At 58.7% G+C, this 18,399-nt stretch carries 11 protein-coding genes; 5 read left to right on the plus strand and 6 right to left on the minus strand.

The window, feature by feature from the left end; all coding sequences use genetic code 11:
• Positions 1 to 146 precede the first annotated feature (146 nt).
• A complete protein-coding gene (locus AC0ZWN_RS14190) occupies positions 147 to 3,290 on the minus strand; it encodes a transglycosylase domain-containing protein (RefSeq protein ID WP_476335473.1) in 3,144 nt (1,047 codons plus the stop codon).
• A gap of 292 nt (positions 3,291 to 3,582) precedes the next feature.
• Here AC0ZWN_RS14190 and AC0ZWN_RS14195 point away from each other — a divergent pair, with 292 nt between their 5' ends.
• The 3 genes from AC0ZWN_RS14195 (at position 3,583) to AC0ZWN_RS14205 (ending at position 9,044) form a co-directional block, all read left to right on the plus strand.
• Entirely contained in the window at positions 3,583 to 6,708 is a 3,126-nt protein-coding gene (locus AC0ZWN_RS14195; protein WP_476335474.1) for a dermonecrotic toxin domain-containing protein, read from the plus strand.
• A gap of 340 nt (positions 6,709 to 7,048) precedes the next feature.
• Positions 7,049 to 8,470: an amino acid permease gene (locus AC0ZWN_RS14200; protein ID WP_093430607.1), complete on the plus strand. Its 1,422-nt coding sequence runs from the start codon at positions 7,049 to 7,051 to the stop codon at positions 8,468 to 8,470.
• A 211-nt stretch (positions 8,471 to 8,681) separates the two neighbouring features.
• On the plus strand, positions 8,682 to 9,044 hold the full coding sequence (locus tag AC0ZWN_RS14205; protein ID WP_093430606.1) for a polysaccharide synthesis protein GtrA: 363 nt from the start codon (positions 8,682 to 8,684) through the stop codon (positions 9,042 to 9,044).
• Positions 9,045 to 9,080: 36 nt separating this feature from the next.
• Here AC0ZWN_RS14205 and AC0ZWN_RS14210 read toward each other — a convergent pair whose 3' ends face one another.
• Both AC0ZWN_RS14210 and AC0ZWN_RS14215 read right to left on the minus strand, forming a co-directional pair.
• Complete coding sequence (locus AC0ZWN_RS14210) at positions 9,081 to 10,700, minus strand: FMN-binding glutamate synthase family protein (RefSeq protein ID WP_476335475.1); 1,620 nt, start codon at positions 10,698 to 10,700, stop codon at positions 9,081 to 9,083.
• 171 nt (positions 10,701 to 10,871) lie between these two features.
• A complete protein-coding gene (locus AC0ZWN_RS14215) occupies positions 10,872 to 11,669 on the minus strand; it encodes a helix-turn-helix transcriptional regulator (RefSeq protein WP_476335476.1) in 798 nt (265 codons plus the stop codon).
• A 125-nt stretch (positions 11,670 to 11,794) separates the two neighbouring features.
• Here AC0ZWN_RS14215 and AC0ZWN_RS14220 point away from each other — a divergent pair, with 125 nt between their 5' ends.
• Together AC0ZWN_RS14220 and AC0ZWN_RS14225 are read left to right on the plus strand one after the other, a co-directional pair.
• Positions 11,795 to 12,616, plus strand: coding sequence for a carbon-nitrogen hydrolase family protein (locus AC0ZWN_RS14220; RefSeq protein WP_476335477.1), 822 nt, complete (start codon positions 11,795 to 11,797; stop codon positions 12,614 to 12,616).
• A 282-nt stretch (positions 12,617 to 12,898) separates the two neighbouring features.
• On the plus strand, positions 12,899 to 14,224 hold the full coding sequence (locus AC0ZWN_RS14225; RefSeq protein WP_476335478.1) for an APC family permease: 1,326 nt from the start codon (positions 12,899 to 12,901) through the stop codon (positions 14,222 to 14,224).
• Positions 14,225 to 14,231: 7 nt separating this feature from the next.
• On the opposite strand, the gene AC0ZWN_RS14230 is transcribed toward AC0ZWN_RS14225, so the two are convergent.
• From AC0ZWN_RS14230 to AC0ZWN_RS14240, 3 genes are read right to left on the minus strand one after another with little or no spacing between them, the layout of a single operon-like run.
• Complete coding sequence (locus AC0ZWN_RS14230; RefSeq protein ID WP_476335479.1) at positions 14,232 to 15,635, minus strand: ATP-binding protein; 1,404 nt, start codon at positions 15,633 to 15,635, stop codon at positions 14,232 to 14,234.
• A complete protein-coding gene (locus tag AC0ZWN_RS14235) occupies positions 15,632 to 17,446 on the minus strand; it encodes a DAHL domain-containing protein (protein ID WP_476335480.1) in 1,815 nt (604 codons plus the stop codon). Before AC0ZWN_RS14235 ends, AC0ZWN_RS14230 begins: the two co-directional genes overlap by 4 nt.
• The gene (locus tag AC0ZWN_RS14240; RefSeq protein ID WP_476335481.1) at positions 17,443 to 18,396 is read right to left on the minus strand and encodes a cytochrome-c peroxidase; all 954 of its coding nucleotides are present in this window, start codon (positions 18,394 to 18,396) and stop codon (positions 17,443 to 17,445) included. Before AC0ZWN_RS14240 ends, AC0ZWN_RS14235 begins: the two co-directional genes overlap by 4 nt.
• Between the last annotated feature and the right edge of the window lie 3 nt (positions 18,397 to 18,399).

An 18,399-nucleotide genomic window follows, 5' to 3' on the forward strand; every position in this document is an offset into this window, starting at 1 on the left:
AGGGCAAAACAAAAGTTCAAAGATCGGGAGGCAAACGGCTTTGCGCAGCGCCAATTCGACGAAAATTCGAATCTGAAAAATATATAAATACCACCCGCTGAAGCGAAAATTCGTCACCCTGATGCAGAAAAAGCCGACACGATTTGTTACCTCGCTGTAGGGCGCGGCGCTTCGAGCATCGCCACGCTGGCGGTCTGCGTCGGGTTGCACTGTGAGTCGCTGCCCGGTTGCAGATACGGCGTCAGAATCGGCGCCATGCCCTTGAGCACCTGCACTGGAAGGGCCGAGGTGAACTTGAAGTTCTCCGCCGAACGCCCCGGAACGAACGCGGTGAGGGTGCCGAAGTGGTGATCGCCGATGTAGAAAACGAACGTCGCCGTGCGGTTGATCGACTTCGAACTGAGGATGCGTCCGCCCGAACCGATGGCTTCGATGCGGTTGTCACCGGTCCCGGTTTTGCCACCCATGGCCAGTGGGCTGCCATCAGCCAGTTTGAAACTGCCGGAAACACGTTTTGCCGTGCCGGCGTCGACCACTTGCGACAGTGCCTCGCGCATGGCTGTGGCGACCTCGGACGGCATCACTCGTTTACCCACGTGCGGGTCATTGACCAGTTGCGTTTCGTAAGGCGTGCCGGCGGCGAAATGCAGGCTGTCGATGCGCAGCGTCGGCATGCGCACGCCGTCATTGAGGAGGGTGCCGATCAACTCGGCCAGTGCGGCAGGGCGGTCACCGGAGCTGCCAATCGCGGTGGCCAGCGACGGCACCAGATGGTCGAACGGGTAGCCGACTTTCTGCCAGCGCTGGTGAATTTCGAGGAACGCTTCAATCTCGAGCATGGTGCGAATACGGCTGTCGCGGGCGCCCTTGTGCTTGCTCTTGAACAGCCAGCTGTAGACTTCCTGACGTTCGAAGTGACTGGCCTTGACGATCTCGCTGAAGGTCGCGTCCGGGTGGTTCAACAAGTAGCCCATCATCCACAGGTCCAGCGGATGCACCTTGGCGATGAAGCCTTGATCGGGCAAATCGTAACTGCCGGGACCATAGGAATCGTAGAGGCGGATCAGGCGATCATCGGTGAGTTTTTCGGTGAGCTTGGTGCCTTTGAGGTGCGAGCGGACGAACGTGTTGAAGTCTTCCTGACTGGCATCGGGCAGCAGGTAGCGATGCACGGCGGCCATGCGGATCGGCGTCGGGCGCATGCTGTCGAGGAAGGTGTCGAGACGCGCCTGTGTGTCTTTGTTCCTGTATTTTTTCCAGAACTTGAGCTGGAACGCCGTGCCTTCGCGGTCGGCGAAACTTGCCAGGTATTCCTGCCGGCGCGGATCGCGATCGTCCTTGAGCAGTTCGGCACTGCTATTGGGCCCTGAATAAGTGACATAACGCACCACATCGCGCATCAGCCGAATAAACGGCAGGTTGATCGATTCGCGCAGGGCGTCGCGCAGAGTCGGTATGCGACCGTTGTCCTCTTTGCGAAAGTTGTGAAATGTATGCAATCCGCCGCCGGTGAAAAACGCCTCACCGGGGCTGGCCGAGTATTTGCGGTCGAGGGCTGCGCCGAGCATCTTCGACAGGTCGTGATCCTTGTTCTGGATCAGGTAATCGATGACCCACTGGCTCAAGCGGTCCTGATCGGGGACTTCGACTTTCTTCAGTTCCGGCACGCTCATGGCGCCGTACTTGTCGTGCAGTTCGGCGATGATTTGCAGGTAAGTGGTGAGCACGCGCATTTTCGCGGTGGAGCCGAGTTCGAGTTTACTGCCTTCGTTGATATCGAACGGCTGGTCAGTGCTATCGGTCTGCACCCGCACGCGAGAACCGTCCGGGGTCAGTTCGAAGAGGGTAAAGCTGTAGCGCACTTGGGTGGTGCTGGTCGGGGTCAGCAAACGTTCACCGAGCAAGCCGATTTCGGCGGCATAGGCCGGGTCGGCGAGTTTCTTCAGGTAAGCGGTGGCCTGGGTTTGCAGTTCGCCCTGCAGGGTGCTGGTGGCCGAGAGGTCGAGGCGGTCGAGGTCGTACAGCGGCCGGTTGAGCATGCTCGCCAGACGACTGCGGGCAACGCTGATGCCCTTGTTTGTTTCGATCGGCTGAATGGTCGGCTGGGTCTGCCAGTCGCGGTAGGTGACTTTGCTGGCAAGGGCGGCATCGGCTAGCGCGTTGTCGATCACACCGTTCTGTTTGAGCAGGCGCAAATGGCTGTCGGTAAGCTCGGCAAGCTCTTCACGGCCCTTGGTCAGGTAACGCGAAGGGCGGCGCTGGGCGATCATCAGCGACAACATCTCGCGCAGGGCCAGGCCTTTGGCGGCCATGGTCTTCGCATCGGTGGCCGGGCTGTTCAGTTGTTCGTTGGCCTGGTTGAAGTCGCTGCCGTACCAGACGCGCAGGCCTTCGGCCATGCCATGCACTTCGCCGTGCCCCGGCACCGCCGACAGCGGTACGCTGTTGAGGTAGTCACGCACGATGTTCTGCCGTGCCCCGAGGGTTTGCGGGCCGGGCTGATAGGCGCGCACGCTGGCCGACATCATCTGCCGCAGTTTCTCGGCGCCGGACACCGTCAGGCCATCCGGGGAATGCCGGTACTTTTCCAATTGCGTGGCTAACGTACTGCCACCCGCCGACTGGCCCGGCAGGCGCAGCAATTTCGCCACTTGTGACCACGCGGCCATGCCGAAGCGCGGCCAGTCCACCGCCGGGTTGGCCAGCGGCTGTTTCGGGTCGAGCAGGAAGCGGTTTTCGATGAATAACAGGCTGCTGACCACCACCGGCGGGATGGATTCGAAACTTGAATACAGCTGTTGTGGGTAGTTGTACTTGTACAACGGTGCGGCGCGGCAATCGGTGATCGACAGTCCGGCCTGAATCTTTTCCGAATACGGCACGAACAGGCCTTTGTCGGTGTAGCTGAGCAGTGCCGGGGAAAACCGCGCCTGCTCGGTGATGACGTAGTTGCGTTTGAGCAGGCGCGGCAGGAATTCATCCAGCGAGCTGTAACCCAGGCGCAGATCGAACGGCCCATTGCCCGGATAGCGAATGGCCTCACTGGGACCGGGTTCGAGGGTGTACGTCAGCGACGCGGCGTATTGGCTGAGCTCACGCGACTGGAAGCGCGAAGTGCGCATTTCCTTGGACGCAGCCAGCCCCACGACGATCGCGATAATCACCAGCAACAACCAGAAAGCCTTCCACCCATGCCGGTTGCGGCGGGGTTTTTCAGGGACAGGCGCTTCATCCACTCGTTCAGTCGGAACCACGGCTTTACTCGAATCGGTTTGCCACAAAGCGCCCATAGTCGATTGATCCATTCACGCAGATTGATCGGACTTGTCTGAAGCTTAGACGGTGGTTGGGGCTGGTGAAAAAAATGTGCGATCGGGGGCCGGCTGGCAGCCCCGGTACGGAGAGTGCGGTGCGACGTGGCGCTTTGAGAGACCGCGAATCAAGAAAACACATATGTAACTTTTCAGTGAAGGTTATTTATATGAATGTAAGTTGCTAAAGTCTGGTAGTACTCATGGGCTTCGCCTGTTGAATGTTTTGTTGTTAACTCGGACTTCAATTTTATTTGTCTGGGATGAAGTCATGTTGGAATCTCGTGGTCAGGTTTTCAGTATTGCCGAGCATATTGATATTGTTAAGGCTGCAACGCCGTCAGCACTGTTGGGTATGTCAAAAGAAAACCTTGAGATGTTAAAGACATTTGATGCCGATGCGCCACAATGGTTAAAGATTGCGTCGCCGAAACAATGCGAAGAAGCGCGACACCTGATCGAAGAAAGTGTCGCGGCGCATACGTTGCTGAATAGCGCCATGGCCTCCGTGCAAACACCTCATGAATTCGCCGCGCCATTGCTGGCAAAGGTCATCAAGGAAAGCGCCGGGCTGGATCTGGACGTCAATCGGGTACAGGTGGATTTGTCCGGTAAAAGTGATTTTCACAGCTCGCAGGTTCCACCCGCTTCGCTGCTTGACGCCGCCCTGCATAACCATTCGCCTGATAAAAAGGCAATGTTCTTTTTCAAGCCGAATTGCTATGTGACAGTTTCAGGTGGAAAGACAGTCGACGTCGGACTTGATGTTCATGAGTTCATCGGGTTATGCAGGCAACTGGATATCGGCAAACAGTATCAGGCCTATTTGCATAATGAACTTCATTGGGCTGACGGCAATGCTCGCGACAAACTGAATAAGCTGTTCGTCAATTACCAGAAAGCAGCACTGAGGGCTGCGAGTTATATTGCCTTATGTAAGGGTGATATTCGCCAGGAACATTTTGAGGCTTTGATGTCGAGTGCAGCAGGGCAGGAACCTGTTCACGTCGACGGTAAGACGCTGTGGTATCGCAGCTTGAGTTTCAATGAGTTGCCCGTACACAGCTGTATCATTTTCGAGATCGCCGATCCGGACGATGAAAGCATTCTGGATGACCTGCTGCCGACCGTTGACGGTTTCGCCAATAACGATTTCATCGCCTACATTCCCGACGACCCCGATCATCCCGTAAAGCACTACGCCACAGTGACGGCACTCAAGGCCCGATTGACCGAACAGTTCGTGCGCCGCGCTGAAAGTGACTCGCCCAAGGCGCCAACGGCCTATCAGCATTTCTTCAGCCGGTTCTTGCGTTACAGGGATCGGTCGACGTTTTACTACAGCTTTACCGAAGAGATTCCAACGGCGTCAGGCAAGCCGCGGCTATGGGATCATCAAACCCGTCGGCAAAAGCATGATCCCGATTTTCTTCTGCAGCTCAGGGTGCTGGACCCTTCAGGTGATCCGTGGGTCCAGCACTATGACATCTGGACAACATTGCAGCGGGAGTTCAACCAGCGGATTTTCAGCGATGCCCGCGACGCTGCCGTGTCCAATGCCGATGCCGATGTGCGGGATGAGCAATCCTTGCTCGCGATATTCCTCGAAGTCGGCCTGGCCGCGCTGAATGTACTGTCTTTTGCCGTACCTCCATTGGGCTTGGTCATGCTCGGAGTGTCCGCCGTGCAACTGATGGACGAAGTGCTGGAGGGGCTTGAAGATCTCAGCAAGGGCGATAGGGAAGCCGGTTGGGAACACATCACCGACGTGCTGGAAAACATCGGCATTGGCGTGGCGACGCTGCCGTTGCTGGCCGGCGTTCATTCAGAATTCACGCCGATTGAAATGCCCGGTGGACAGAAGCGTTTGTGGAAGCCTGACCTTGTACCCTATCGAAGCGATGTGTCGTTGGCAGACGTGGAGCCTGATCCACAGAATCAGTTTGCGGTCGGCGCCAGACACTATGTGAAGGTCGAGGACGGCGTCTTCGAGAAAGTCACCGAACCGGGCACCGGACAATCGAGAATTCTGCACCCGAACAAACCGCAGGCTTATCAGCCGATTGTTGAACAAGATGGCGCTGGCGAATGGCAACATGCCTTGCCGCCGCCTTCGACATCAGTTGAACCGCCACCGGCCGGGTTCAGTAACAGGCAGTTTCGTCGCTATGCCGTCAAACCATCCGAACTCGCGCGTCTCAGCCCGGCAGGCAAAGGCATCTTGCAAAGTGCTGATGGACTGCGCCGTTATATCCGCAATATAGATGAGCGCGGCAAGGTCGCTGTGTACCGGGTCAAGAATGATTTCACCCTGAACGCGGAAAGTGTCGACGTCCTCCTCGTCGATTCGGCTTTCAACGAACTTGCGCCTCGCAGATACCGGCAAGTGGCGCCGGATCAATGGCAACCGCAGTCGCTGTTCGGCGGCAATATTACCGATGATCTGCATGAAACGGACGTTGTCAGCGGACAGCAGCCAGGTACCTCCGGCAGACCCGTTTGGCTGCGCCCGCCTTTCAGCCGCGAACTTTTGCCCAACGGCCTGTGGGAGCCGCGGATCGAAGTGGTGACGCTCAACGATGTTCGCCATCTTTCCTATGATTGGGGGCCATTTGAATTCGTCCCTTTCACGGGCAGGCCGACGAATATTCATCAGGCTCTGGCCGCCCCACAATTCGATCATCTTCCTGTCAGCACTGATCTTTTCAAGTCGCAGTTCTGGTCGGATGTCCTCAACGTAGACCCGCAAATGACCAATACCCAAGGAGGAGGGCAGATGATTTTTTCCATGCAACGGATGACCACTTCCGGCGCGGTGGACAGTGAGTTCAATGCCATCAGCGTGTGGAGCACCCCTAACGAACTGCCACATCAGAGCAATGCGTTGTTGGGGTATTGGGCTCCTCAGGGAGGATACGTGGACATACCCGTTCACCCGCGATGGGGTGAGCCCGATCATGTGTTTACGCCCGGGTTCAGCGGCTGCTCTTTTACCGTGGATCAGATGGGGGAAAATGTCCTGCGCGTCAGACACGTGGAAGCGGGCAAGGAAGCTGCTCAATACAACGATCTACCCGACCACGAACATGGTTGGGGGTTGAGTACCGCCATGGAGTTTCCGGATTACGGGTTGCGTAATGATGAAAGCGGCAACGCGTATATGATTCTGACGGGGTTCGCCTACATGAAATATGAGCGGACGACGGGTGAATGGATGCTTCACTACCAAGCCCAGTACGGTGCCCCGACCATTGCACAATATTCCGTTAAAGATCCCGGTTTTTTTGACAAGCCAACCCGACAGGCGAAAGCCTTTCCTCAGAACAAGATCATCAGAACCGGTTCCAAAGTCGTGAAAACCGTGACCGACCCAGCGCGGCAAAGCAGCGCGGCCTGATAGCGGACTCCTCTGGATAAAAAAACCACGTTGAAAAGACGATGCACCAAGGTTGTGCAATACTCGCCACCGCTTTTAGTGGCGAGTTTTCCTACAGCTACCAGTTGATCTGCTCGATCAACTGCCTTCTTAGCGCTAACTCCCCCTTAATCTTGTGATTTATAGAGTGAAATGCCCTGCCAAAGGCTTTTTATACTGCACGTCCCGCTGATCTTGCAGGCTGTCCTGCAAGACGTGTCTGCTCACAAAGCCGGCGCGGTTTCATTTCAAGCCAGGGCTTATCGGCCGACGCTTCGACACTCGGTGGTCATATCCAATAACAAGACGAGGTTGCACCCCTATGCCAGTCGGCAATCAACTGCCTCACGGCGACACCGCTCAGGGCGGTCCGCTCAAACGCGAACTCGGCGAACGGCATATTCGCCTGATGGCACTCGGTGCCTGTATCGGCGTCGGTCTGTTTTTAGGTTCCGCCAAGGCCATCGAAATGGCCGGCCCGGCGATCATGCTGTCGTACATTCTGGGTGGTCTGGCGATCCTGGTGATCATGCGCGCTCTCGGCGAAATGGCCGTGCACAACCCGGTCGCCGGCTCGTTCAGCCGTTACGCGCAAGACTACCTCGGTCCGTTGGCGGGCTTCCTCACGGGCTGGAATTACTGGTTCCTGTGGCTGGTGACCTGCGTCGCGGAAATCACCGCGGTGGCCGTGTACATGGGCATCTGGTTTCCCGATGTACCGCGCTGGATCTGGGCTCTCGCGGCGCTGGTCAGCATGGGTTCGGTCAACCTGATCGCGGTAAAGGCCTTCGGTGAGTTCGAATTCTGGTTCGCCCTGATCAAGATCGTCACCATCATTGCGATGGTGATCGGCGGCGTCGGCATCATCGCCTTCGGGTTCGGCAATGACGGCGTGGCACTGGGGATTTCCAACCTGTGGGCCCACGGCGGCTTCATGCCCAACGGCGTGACCGGCGTGCTGATGTCCCTGCAAATGGTCATGTTCGCCTACCTCGGCGTGGAGATGATCGGCCTGACCGCCGGTGAAGCGAAGAACCCGCAGAAGACCATTCCCGATGCGATCGGCTCGGTGTTCTGGCGGATTCTGCTGTTCTACGTCGGCGCACTGTTCGTGATTCTGTCGATCTACCCGTGGAACGAAATCGGCACGCAGGGCAGTCCGTTCGTGATGACCTTTGAGCGTCTGGGCATCAAGACCGCCGCCGGCATCATCAACTTCGTGGTGATTACCGCAGCATTGTCGTCGTGCAACGGCGGTATCTTCAGCACCGGGCGTATGCTCTACAGCCTGGCGCAGAATGGCCAGGCGCCGGCCGGTTTTGCCAAGACTTCGAATAACGGTGTACCGCGTCGAGCGCTGTTGCTGTCGATCGGTGCGTTGTTGCTGGGCGTGCTGCTCAACTATCTGGTGCCGGAAAAAGTCTTTGTCTGGGTGACCTCGATTGCCACCTTCGGCGCGATCTGGACCTGGGTGATGATCCTGCTGGCGCAACTGAAATTCCGCAAAGGCCTGAGCGCCAGCGAACGTGCCGGCCTCAAGTACAAGATGTGGCTGTACCCGGTCAGTTCGTACTTTGCGCTGGCGTTTCTGGTGCTGGTGGTCGGCCTGATGGCGTACTTCCCGGACACGCGCGTGGCGCTCTATGTGGGGCCTGCGTTCCTGGTGCTGCTGACGGTGTTGTTCTACGTGTTCAAGCTGCAACCGAGCAACGTAGCGCAAGGTGCTGCGCGTTCGGCTTCGTAAGTTTTAGCGTCTGCATCAACCAAGCCCCGGTCGCGAGACCGGGGCTTTTTTGTTGGCACTGTCGTAGCCCGGCGATACATAACCGCCATGGGGTGAAGTGCTGACCATTCGTCGTAATCGACCCTTGACCTGTAATTTCTGACAGTAGACCGCCAGCGCGTGATGACCTAGGTTGGCTGTTCGCCAAAAACGGCTTTGGCAAGGAACCGAGATGAAAGGATTCTCTGCATTGAGTGTGATCGGCCTCGCCGATGGACTGATTCACTGGCAAATATTTTTTGTCCTGTGCACCGCCGCGGGGCTGACTCAAGCCGCGAGTAATTTCGCCGCGTTTTGCGTGGCCGCGGCGTTCTCGTTTTACGTGAATGTGCTGTATACCTTCGAGCGCAATACGTCGATGCTTGGTTATCTTTTGTTTATCGGCGGGATGGGCGGGGTGAGTTTTGCCATCGGTTTGCTTGCCGATGCGCAGCACTGGCATGGATTGGCCACAGTGGCGTCGTTCACACTGTTCAATCTGTCGTCGGGCTACCTGTTTTTCCGGTTTGTCTTGTTGCGCCAAAATCAGCAGTAACGCGCCAGTCCGTTGCGCAGACTGGCGCATTGGCCGTTACGCCGCCACCACTTCCTGCGGCTCAAAACTGTCCGCCCGCGCCATCTGCCACATCCGCGAGTAAAACTCGCCATTCACTTCCCCGGTGAGCAATTCCCCCGGTTTCAGGAATACATGCAACTGCGAGAACAATTTGATCTCGGTCGCCGACATGCGCCGCACCAGGTGCTTGGCCGACAGTTGCGACGGATGCTCAAGACCGGCGGCGGCAAGCATTTCTGCCAGCGCCTTGAGGGTATTGCGGTGGAAGTTGAACACGCGCTGCGCCTTGTCCGGCACCACCAGTGCACGTTGGCGCAGAGCATCCTGAGTCGCCACGCCGGTCGGGCATTTGTTGGTGTGGCAGCTCTGCGATTGAATGCAGCCGATGGCGAACATGAAGCCGCGCGCGGAGTTGGCCCAGTCGGCGCCGATGGCCAGCACGCTGGCGATGTCGAAGGCGCTGACGATCTTGCCGCTGGCGCCGAGTTTGATCTTGTCGCGCAGGTTCAGGCCGACCAGGGTGTTGTGGACAAACAGCAGGCCCTCGCGCATCGGTACGCCGATGTGGTCGGTGAACTCGACCGGTGCGGCGCCGGTGCCACCTTCCTTGCCGTCGACGACGATGAAGTCCGGGAGGATGCCGGTTTCCAGCATGGCTTTGGCGATGCCCATGAACTCCCACGGATGGCCGAGGCAGAACTTGAAGCCCACCGGTTTGCCACCGGACAGTTCACGCAGTTGCTGGATGAACTGCATCATTTCGATCGGCGTGGAAAACGCGCTGTGACGTGACGGCGACACGCAGTCTTCGCCCATCAGGATGCCGCGTGTTTCAGCGATTTCCTTGGTGACTTTGTGTTTGGGCAGGATGCCGCCGTGGCCGGGTTTCGCGCCTTGGCTCATCTTGATTTCGATCATCCGCACTTGCGGGTTCTGCGCCTGGGTGGCGAAGCGTTCCGGATCGAAACGGCCGTCGCTGGTGCGGCAGCCGAAGTAGCCACTGCCCAGCTCCCAGGTCAGGTCGCCGCCGTGTTCGCGGTGATACGGGCTGATGCTGCCTTCACCGGTGTCGTGGGCGAAGTTGCCGAGTTTCGCGCCTTGGTTCAACGCGCGAATGGCATTGGCGCTGAGCGAACCGAAGCTCATCGCCGAGATGTTGAATACCGAGGCCGAGTACGGCTGACTGCACTGCGGGCCACCGACGGTGACGCGGAAACTGCTCGGGTCGCTCAGCGGCGCCGGACGCATCGAGTGGCCGATGAATTCGAAACCGGATTGATAGACATCGATCAGTGTGCCGAACGGTTTGTCGGCGGTTTCGTTTTTCGCTCGCGAATAGACCAGCGAGCGCTGGGCGCGGGAGAAGGGCAGGGCATCGCTGTCGGACTCCAGCAGGTACTGGCGGATCTCCGGGCGGATGCCTTCAACCAGATAGCGGATATTGCCGAGGATCGGGTAGTTGCGCCGTACCGCGTGCGGGCTTTGCAGCAGGTCGAACAGGCCGATCAGGCTCAGTACACTGGTGACGGCGGTGATTGGCCATAGCCAGTCATGTTCGAGGAAAGGCAGGCTGGCGAGGGTGAAAATCACGCAGACGGCAAAGAAGGCGTAGCGGCTCAGGAGTGACAGGCTCATACGGTTTCCTTGGTTCGGACTCGGAATAATCAGCGAAGAGTGAGGGATAAACACATTCCCCTGTAGGAGTGAGCCTGCTCGCGATAGCGATCTATCAGCTACAAATGATTTGACTGACCCGACGCCATCGCGAGCAGGCTCACTCCTACATAAAGCAACTTCACCAAACGATCAGGCGTTTTGCGCCTGAAGAAAAATTGAAAACAGCTCGGACTGGGATTTGATTCCCAGCTTGCTGTACATGTGTTTCTTATGGACTTTCACGGTTTCTACGGAGATTTCCAGCTTACGGGCGATTTCTTTACTGGAGCAACCGCTGAGCATCAAGCGCCCGACATCCAGTTCCCGGGCAGTCAACTGCGCGCCCTTGAGTTGCTGCACCGACGCCTCCAGTTGCACCCGCCAGTCAGCCCGGGCAGGGGCGGCGAGGGCCACGGTTTCGTTGATCTCATAGGGTAGTCGTTGGCGCAACAAACCCAGCACCCAGGGCTGAATCAATGACAGCAGGGCAATCTGTTCGCCAGTGAAACGTTTTTCACTGCCCAGCGACAGACACAACGTGCGCTCACCTTCGAGCTGACAATTGAACTGGATTTCATCGGCCACGACATTCAGACGAAAGTATCGCTGGTAATACTCGGTCAGTTCGAAATGCTCCGGCGCCACTTCCGAGAGGCGATACAGGCCGGTGCGGGTTTGCTCGCGGCAGGCGATGTAGAACGGGTCGAGCAGGTACAGACCACGCAGATAATCCTGAAACAACGGGTCAGGATTGCCGTCCTCGCCGGGGCATTCGGCGAACACTTGCGGGTGTTGATCGGCGCTGAACAGCAGCGCCACCCAGCTATCGAACGGCACGTATTGATCGAGCAGACGCACCAGTTGCGCCCAGAAATTCGGCTTGTCCAGCGCGTCGATCAATTGCCCGACGGCGCGGTGCCAGGTGATGTCGTCAAACGAAAGTGTCATTGATCTACCCCTATCGGGTTACCCCAGCCGCGTAATTCCCTGGCCGGCTGCTTGCTGCGCATACTGGCCCACAGACAGCCACCGGGCAATCTTTCAGCGCCCGCCGCTTATCACAAGGAATTCCCATGAAAGTCGAACTCGCGCAATTGGCAGGCCGTGACAATGCCACGGCCTACAACCTCGAACGCGCGCTGGCAGCGATTGCCGCGTGTGCGGCCGACACGCAATTGATCGTGTTCCCGGAGACCCACCTGATGGGCTTCCCGACGGCCGAAACCGTGGCGCAAACCGCCGAACCGCTCGACGGCCCGACCGTCAGCGCGGTGCGGGCCGCGGCGCGTGAACGCGACATCGCCGTGGTGATCGGCATGGCCGAGAACGACAACGGTCGCTTCTACAACACCACGTTGCTGATCACCCCTGAAGGCATTGCCCTGAAATACCGCAAGACTCATCTGTGGGCGTCGGATCGCGGCGTGTTCGAGGCCGGTGACCGTTACGCGACCTGTGAGTGGAACGGTGTGCGCGTTGGCCTGCTGATCTGCTACGACATCGAGTTTCCGGAGTCGGCCCGTGCCTTGGCGCAACTGGGTGCCGAGTTGCTGATCGTGACTAACGGCAACATGGACCCGTACGCGCCGACTCACCGCACCGCGATCATGGCCCGTGCCCAGGAGAATCAGGCCTTTGCGTTGATGGTCAATCGCGTCGAGGCGGGGGATGACGGTTTGATGTTTGCCGGTGGCAGTGCGCTGGTCGATCCGCTGGGGACGTTGCTGTTCGAGGCCGGGCGTGAGGAAGGGACGTTCAGCGTTGAACTGGATTTCGCGCGGTTGGAGATTGCGCGCAGGGATTACCGCTATCTGGATGATCAGCGCTTGAAGTTGCCGGGGGAGGTGCTGGAGCACGGTGATGGTGTTCGCGAATTGTTGATTCCACGCCGTTGACCGCTGCTCTCACCCTAGCCCTCTCCCGGAGGGAGAGGGGACTGATCGAGTTGATTGTTCGAGTTACGCCGACCAGAAGCAGCGGGTCGAACTCAGGTTTTACCCGATCGTTCCCACGCTCTTCGTGGGAATGCAGCCCGGGACGCTCCACGTCCCAAGAGCGGACGCAGAGCGTCCAATGAGGCATTCCCACACAGAGCGTGGGAACGATCAGCCACACCCGAAAACATTCGCCGAACCCGGCTCTGCCATAAATCCAATAACATTCGGAGTAAGTCGCCCATGGCTCGTTTGCAACGCACCCTTTCATTAGGGGCGGTGGTGCTGTTCGGCATCGCCTACATGACGCCGATCATCGTCCTCGGCACCTTCGGCATCCTCGCCCAGTCCACCGCCGGCATGGTCCCCGCCGCGTATCTGGCGGCGCTGGTGGCGATGTTCTTCACCGCTATGAGTTACGGGCGCATGGCCGCTGCATTCCCCGTCGCCGGTTCCGCCTATAGCTACGTGCGCAAGGCAATCAGCCCGAAACTTGGCTTTATCGCCGGTTGGGCGGTGTTGCTCGATTACCTGTTTCTGCCCATGGCGATCTGGCTGATCGGCGCGGCTTATCTGGCCTCGGCATTCCCGTCGATCCCGCAATGGATCTGGGTGCTGGGCTTTATCGGCATCACCAGCGCGATCAACATCATTGGCCTGAAACTGGCCAACGGCATCAACGCCTTGCTGATGCTGGTGCAGTTCCTCGTGCTGATCGCTTTCGTCGCGCTGTGCGTGCACTACATCGGTGGCGAGGCGAGCACGCCGTTGTGGTCGATCAAGCCGTTCTTCAACGGCGACATGCAGATGCCGCTGATCATGAGCGGCGCGGCCATCGCCTGCTACTCGTTCCTCGGTTTCGATGCGGTCAGCACGCTGACCGAAGAAACCCGCGATCCACGCCGCACCATCCCGCGCGCGATCATGTTGATCACCTTGATCGGCGGGCTGATCTTCGTTGGCGTTTCATACTTTGTGCAGATCGCCCATCCATCGTTCCAGTTCGACAGCGTCGACTCCGCCGCCTATGAAATCGCCCGCAACATCGGCGGCGATCTGTTCGTCTCGATCTTCCTCATCGGCCTGATTGTCGGCCAGTTCGCCTCGGGGCTGTCGGCGCAAGCCAGTGGCTCTCGGCTGCTGTTCGCCATGGGCCGCGACGGCGTGTTGCCCAAGTCGTTCTTCGGCACCTTGCACGCGCGCTTCGGCACACCGGTCAACAGCATCCTGCTCTGCGCCGTGGTGGCGTTGCTGGCGCTGAAACTCGACGTGACCACTTCGACCTCGTTCATTAACTTCGGCGCGTTTCTGGCGTTCAGCCTGGTCAATCTCTCGGTGATCTTTCATTACTGGATCGGCGGTGAGAAAAAAGGCCCGCGCGAGCTGCTGCTGTTTCTGCTCTGCCCGTTGATCGGGCTGGTGGCGGACTTGTGGCTGATGGTCAGCCTCGATCACCTGGCGGTGTACCTGGGCTTGAGCTGGCTGGCGATCGGCGTTGTTTACCTGGCAGTACTCACCGGTGGTTTCCGTCGCCAGCCACCGGAAATGGACTTTCAGCAAGCGACCTGAGGCGTCTTCAGGCCGCGGGCCGGTTCTGGCGCATCGGCAACTCGATGCGAAAGGTCGTGCCCACCCCGGGTTCGCTGCGTACCGAAATGTCGCCACCGTGCTTTTTTACAATGCCGTAGGACAGGGACAGGCCCAGCCCGGTGCCCTGGCCGACGGGTTTGGTGGTGAAGAACGGATCGAAGATTTTCTGCAGGATGTCCGGCGCAATCCCCGCGCCGGTGTCCGCGACTTCCACCCACGCCGTGTCTTGTTGTTGCCCGGTGCGCAAGGTGATGGTGCCGCGTTCGGGGCCCATGGCCTGCGCCGCATTGACCACCAGATTCATGATCACCTGATTGATTTGCGACGGCAGGCATTCGATGTCCGGCAGGGGCTGGTACTCCTTGATCAGGTCGGCCTTGTACTTGAGTTCACTGGCGACAATGTTCAGGGTCGACTCGATGCCTTGTTGCAGATTGGCCCACTGCCATTGCTGCTGGCTATCGACCCGGGAGAAATCCTTCAGGTCCTTGACGATCTGCCCGACCCGGCCAATGCCTTCCTTGGATTCGCGGATCAGTACCGGAATGTCTTCGAGGAGAAAATCCAGATCGGCGTCTTTGCGCAATTGCTCAAGCCGCGCCACGGATTCGCTGTCTGGTGTTGGCCCAAGCGTCTGCCAGGCATCGAGTACGCTGAGCAATTGTTTGAAGTAGCCGTCGAGGGTGCCGAGGTTGGAGGAGATGAAGCCGATCGGGTTGTTGATTTCATGGGCCACGCCCGCCGCCATTTGCCCCAGTGAGGCGAGTTTTTCCGACTGTACCAGCTGACTTTCCAGTTGCTTACGCTCATCGATTTCCCGCTGCAGGTCTTCGCTGGCCTGTTTGAACTGGGCCGTGCGCTGATCGACCAGATGCTCCAGATGATGCATTTGCAATGACGCGCGTTCGGTCATCTGCCACTTGGTCAGCAGGGTGTTGGCCATCTGCTGCACTTCGATGTTGTCGAAGGGCTTCTTCAGAATCAGCAAGCGGTCATGCGCCTGCAGACGCTCCAGCAGTTCATCCCAGGAATAATCCGAGTAGGCAGTGCAGACCACCACTTGCAACTGCGGATCCTGCTGCCACAGATGCTCGATGGTTTTCGCGCCGTCCCAGCCGTCGGGCATGCGCATGTCGACAAAGGCCAGCGCATAGGGGCGTTGTTCCGCCAAGGCCTGGTTCAGCTTGCCCAGGCCTTCCTCGCCGCCATAGGCCGAGTCCAGCTCGAACGGCGGACGTTCGGCGCGCACCTGAGCGCCAAACAGTGCTGCTTCCATCTCGTCCAGTTCCACGGATTGCGCCGCCGGCGGCGCGAGAATCTTGCGAAAGTCTTCATGGATCGACGGCATGTCGTCGATCAGCAGAATGCGGCGGTTCGACAGCACGCTCATGCGCTCTCCGTGACGCTGATCAGGGGGATCTGCAAGGTGAACAATGCACCCTGGCCCGGGCCGTCGCTGTGCGCGGTGAGGTGGCCGTTCATCTCGATGGCGGCCAGGGCGCAACTGTGCAGACCGAAACCGTGGCCTTCCTTGCGGGTGGTGAAACCGTGGGCAAAGATCCGCGTCATGTTTTCCGGCGAAATGCCTTCGCCGTCATCCTTGACGCTGATTTCAAGGAAGTTGTCATCGACAATTTTGACCGCCAGGGTCATGGTCCGGGGGCGGTTGCTGAGGTCGGACATGGCGTATTTGGCGTTGCTGATGAGGTTGATCAGGATCAGCAGCAAACGGTGTTTGTCGCCCATCACCTGCGGCACGTCAGCGTACTCCCGGACCACCGTGACGTGGTGCCGGGTGAGTGCCCCGGCGTTCATGCGCAACGCGTCTTCGAGCAATTCGTTGATGAACAGCGGTTCGGTCATGCTGTTGGCGCCGGCATAGGATTGCTGGGTGGCGACGATGTCTTTGATGTGGTCGACGCTTTTGTTCATCTGGTTCAACTCGTCGAGCATTTCCTGCTGTTCCTGGGTAATGGCGACCACCAATTGGTTGAGGTAGCCGGGGAGCAATTTGCCCTTGGCGTCTTCGCTGAGGAACACGCCGAGGTCATCCGGGTGTTCGTTGATCAGTTGCATGGCCTTGCCCAGGCCTTGGGCCTTGCTGTTGCGCAGCTTGCGCGTAATCAGGTCGCTGGAGATGTTCACGCTGTTGAGCACGTTGCCGACGTTGTGCAGCACATTGGTGGCGATTTCCGCCATGCCGGCCTGACGTGCCGCGTCGAGCAGTTCGCTCTGGGCGTCCCGCAGTTCCCGGGTGCGTTCTTCGACTCTTTGTTCCAGTGCATCGTTGGCCGTTTGCAGGGCGTTATTGACCCGATTGATTTCGGCGAAACTGCCGATCAAACGAATGGCCAGCCACACCAGTGACAACACCAGCAAGACCGAAAACAGCAGCAGGTAGAAGTGGTACTGCCGGTCGACCTGATCGGCGCGCTGCTGATCGCGATCGAGCATGGTGGTGATGTTGTCGAGGCTGTCGGCCACGGGGATGTTTTCGATGCTTTCGAGCAACTGATTGACCACTGGCTGCTCGCGCGCAATCAGCGAAATATGGCTGCTCATGATTCTGATCGGGGTCTGAAACGCGAGCGGCAGGCGTTGTGCATTGACCTTCAGTTTGTTCAGGCCGACCTCGATGTCGGCGGCCCGGTCGTCGGAGGTGACCTGGGCGAATTCGAGGGCGCTGAGCAGCAGGTCGTAGGTGTCGGTGGTGATGTTTTGCAGCTGCAATTTATCGAAGTCCGACAGGCTGGCCAGTTGCTGTTGGATGTCGTCTTCAGCAGTGGGCAAAAAGGCCAGAGAGTTGCGCAACAGCGCGTTGTGCGATTTGAACTGTTCGACCAGACGAGTCTTTTCCTGCATCGCCTGCCGGAAACTTTCGTGAGCGTCGTTCCATTGCGCCGAGTCGTTGCGCCCATGTCCGGACTCGATCGCATCGAAGCGTGCCCAGAGCCGGTTCATTTCGTTCATCGGTGACACCAGCGGATCGTAGTTGTGGGTGAGCGCCACCCGCGCCTTGAGGAGTTCGTTTTCCCACAGCGAGTTCTGCTGTTTGATCTGCCGGATCAGATCCCGCGATTCGGTGTACGTCATGCTCTGGTCAGAGCTGGACTTGAAGTACAGGAACAGCAGGATCGAGGCCAGCGCCAGGGCCACCAGGGTCAGCAACAACAGGCTGCGTCGCCGCGAAATGTTGATCATGGCTGGACTTCCCGTTGGCCGGTCAGGGTTGTGAGAAACAGCATGATCAGCCGTTTGTCCTCAGCGCTCGGCATGCGCCCCAACTGGTACTGGAACATCACATCCACAGCGCTTTCGAGGGTAGGGGCCGATCCGTCGTGAAAGTACGGCGCGGTGATCGCGACATTGCGCAGGCTCGGCACTTTGAACACGGCCCGGTCTGCTTCATCGGCGGTGACGTTGAAGCGGCCCTGGTCGGCCACGGTCGGGTTGCCGCGATCGGCAATGTAATCGCCGAACACGCCGAATTTCTGGAACATGTTGCCGCCGATGTTGACCCCCTGATGGCAGGCAATGCAGCCGTACTCCTTGAAGCGCTGGTAACCGTACTTTTCCTCCAGAGTGAGGATGTCGGTGTTGCCGAGCAGGTATTGATCGAAGCGTGAGTTGGGCGTCAGCAAGGTGCGTTCAAAACTGGCCAGCGCCTGCTGGACGTTGGCCTGGGTCACGCCGTCCGGGTAGGTGGCGGCGAAATCACGACGATAGTCGGGGTCGTTGCCGATGCGTTCGATCACGGTGCGCCAGTCGCTGCCCATTTCATGGGGGCTGGTGATGACGACGTTGCTCTGTTTCTCCAGCGTTTCGACGCGGCCATCCCAGAACTGACGGAAATTGAGGGCCGCGTTGAACACGGTCGGTGTGTTGACGGCCACCGGTTTGCCGTCGAAGCCCAGCGACAAGGCGCGGCTGTCGGCACCGTTCTTGTCCAGTTGATGGCAACTGGCGCAGGACAGCGTGTTGTTGATCGACAAACGTGGCTCGTGGAATAGCCGTCGACCGAGTTCCACGCGCCGGGGATCCTGCTGCGGCACCGCGGGCAGCGGTTTGAGCGGCTCGTCCAGCGGCTCGGCACTGGCGCCGATACAGACTCCGCACAGCAGCAACGCGACAGCGTGATGGAAAAGGCTCATCGG

Source organism: Pseudomonas sp. 3B-A001-10F, assembly GCF_056313565.1.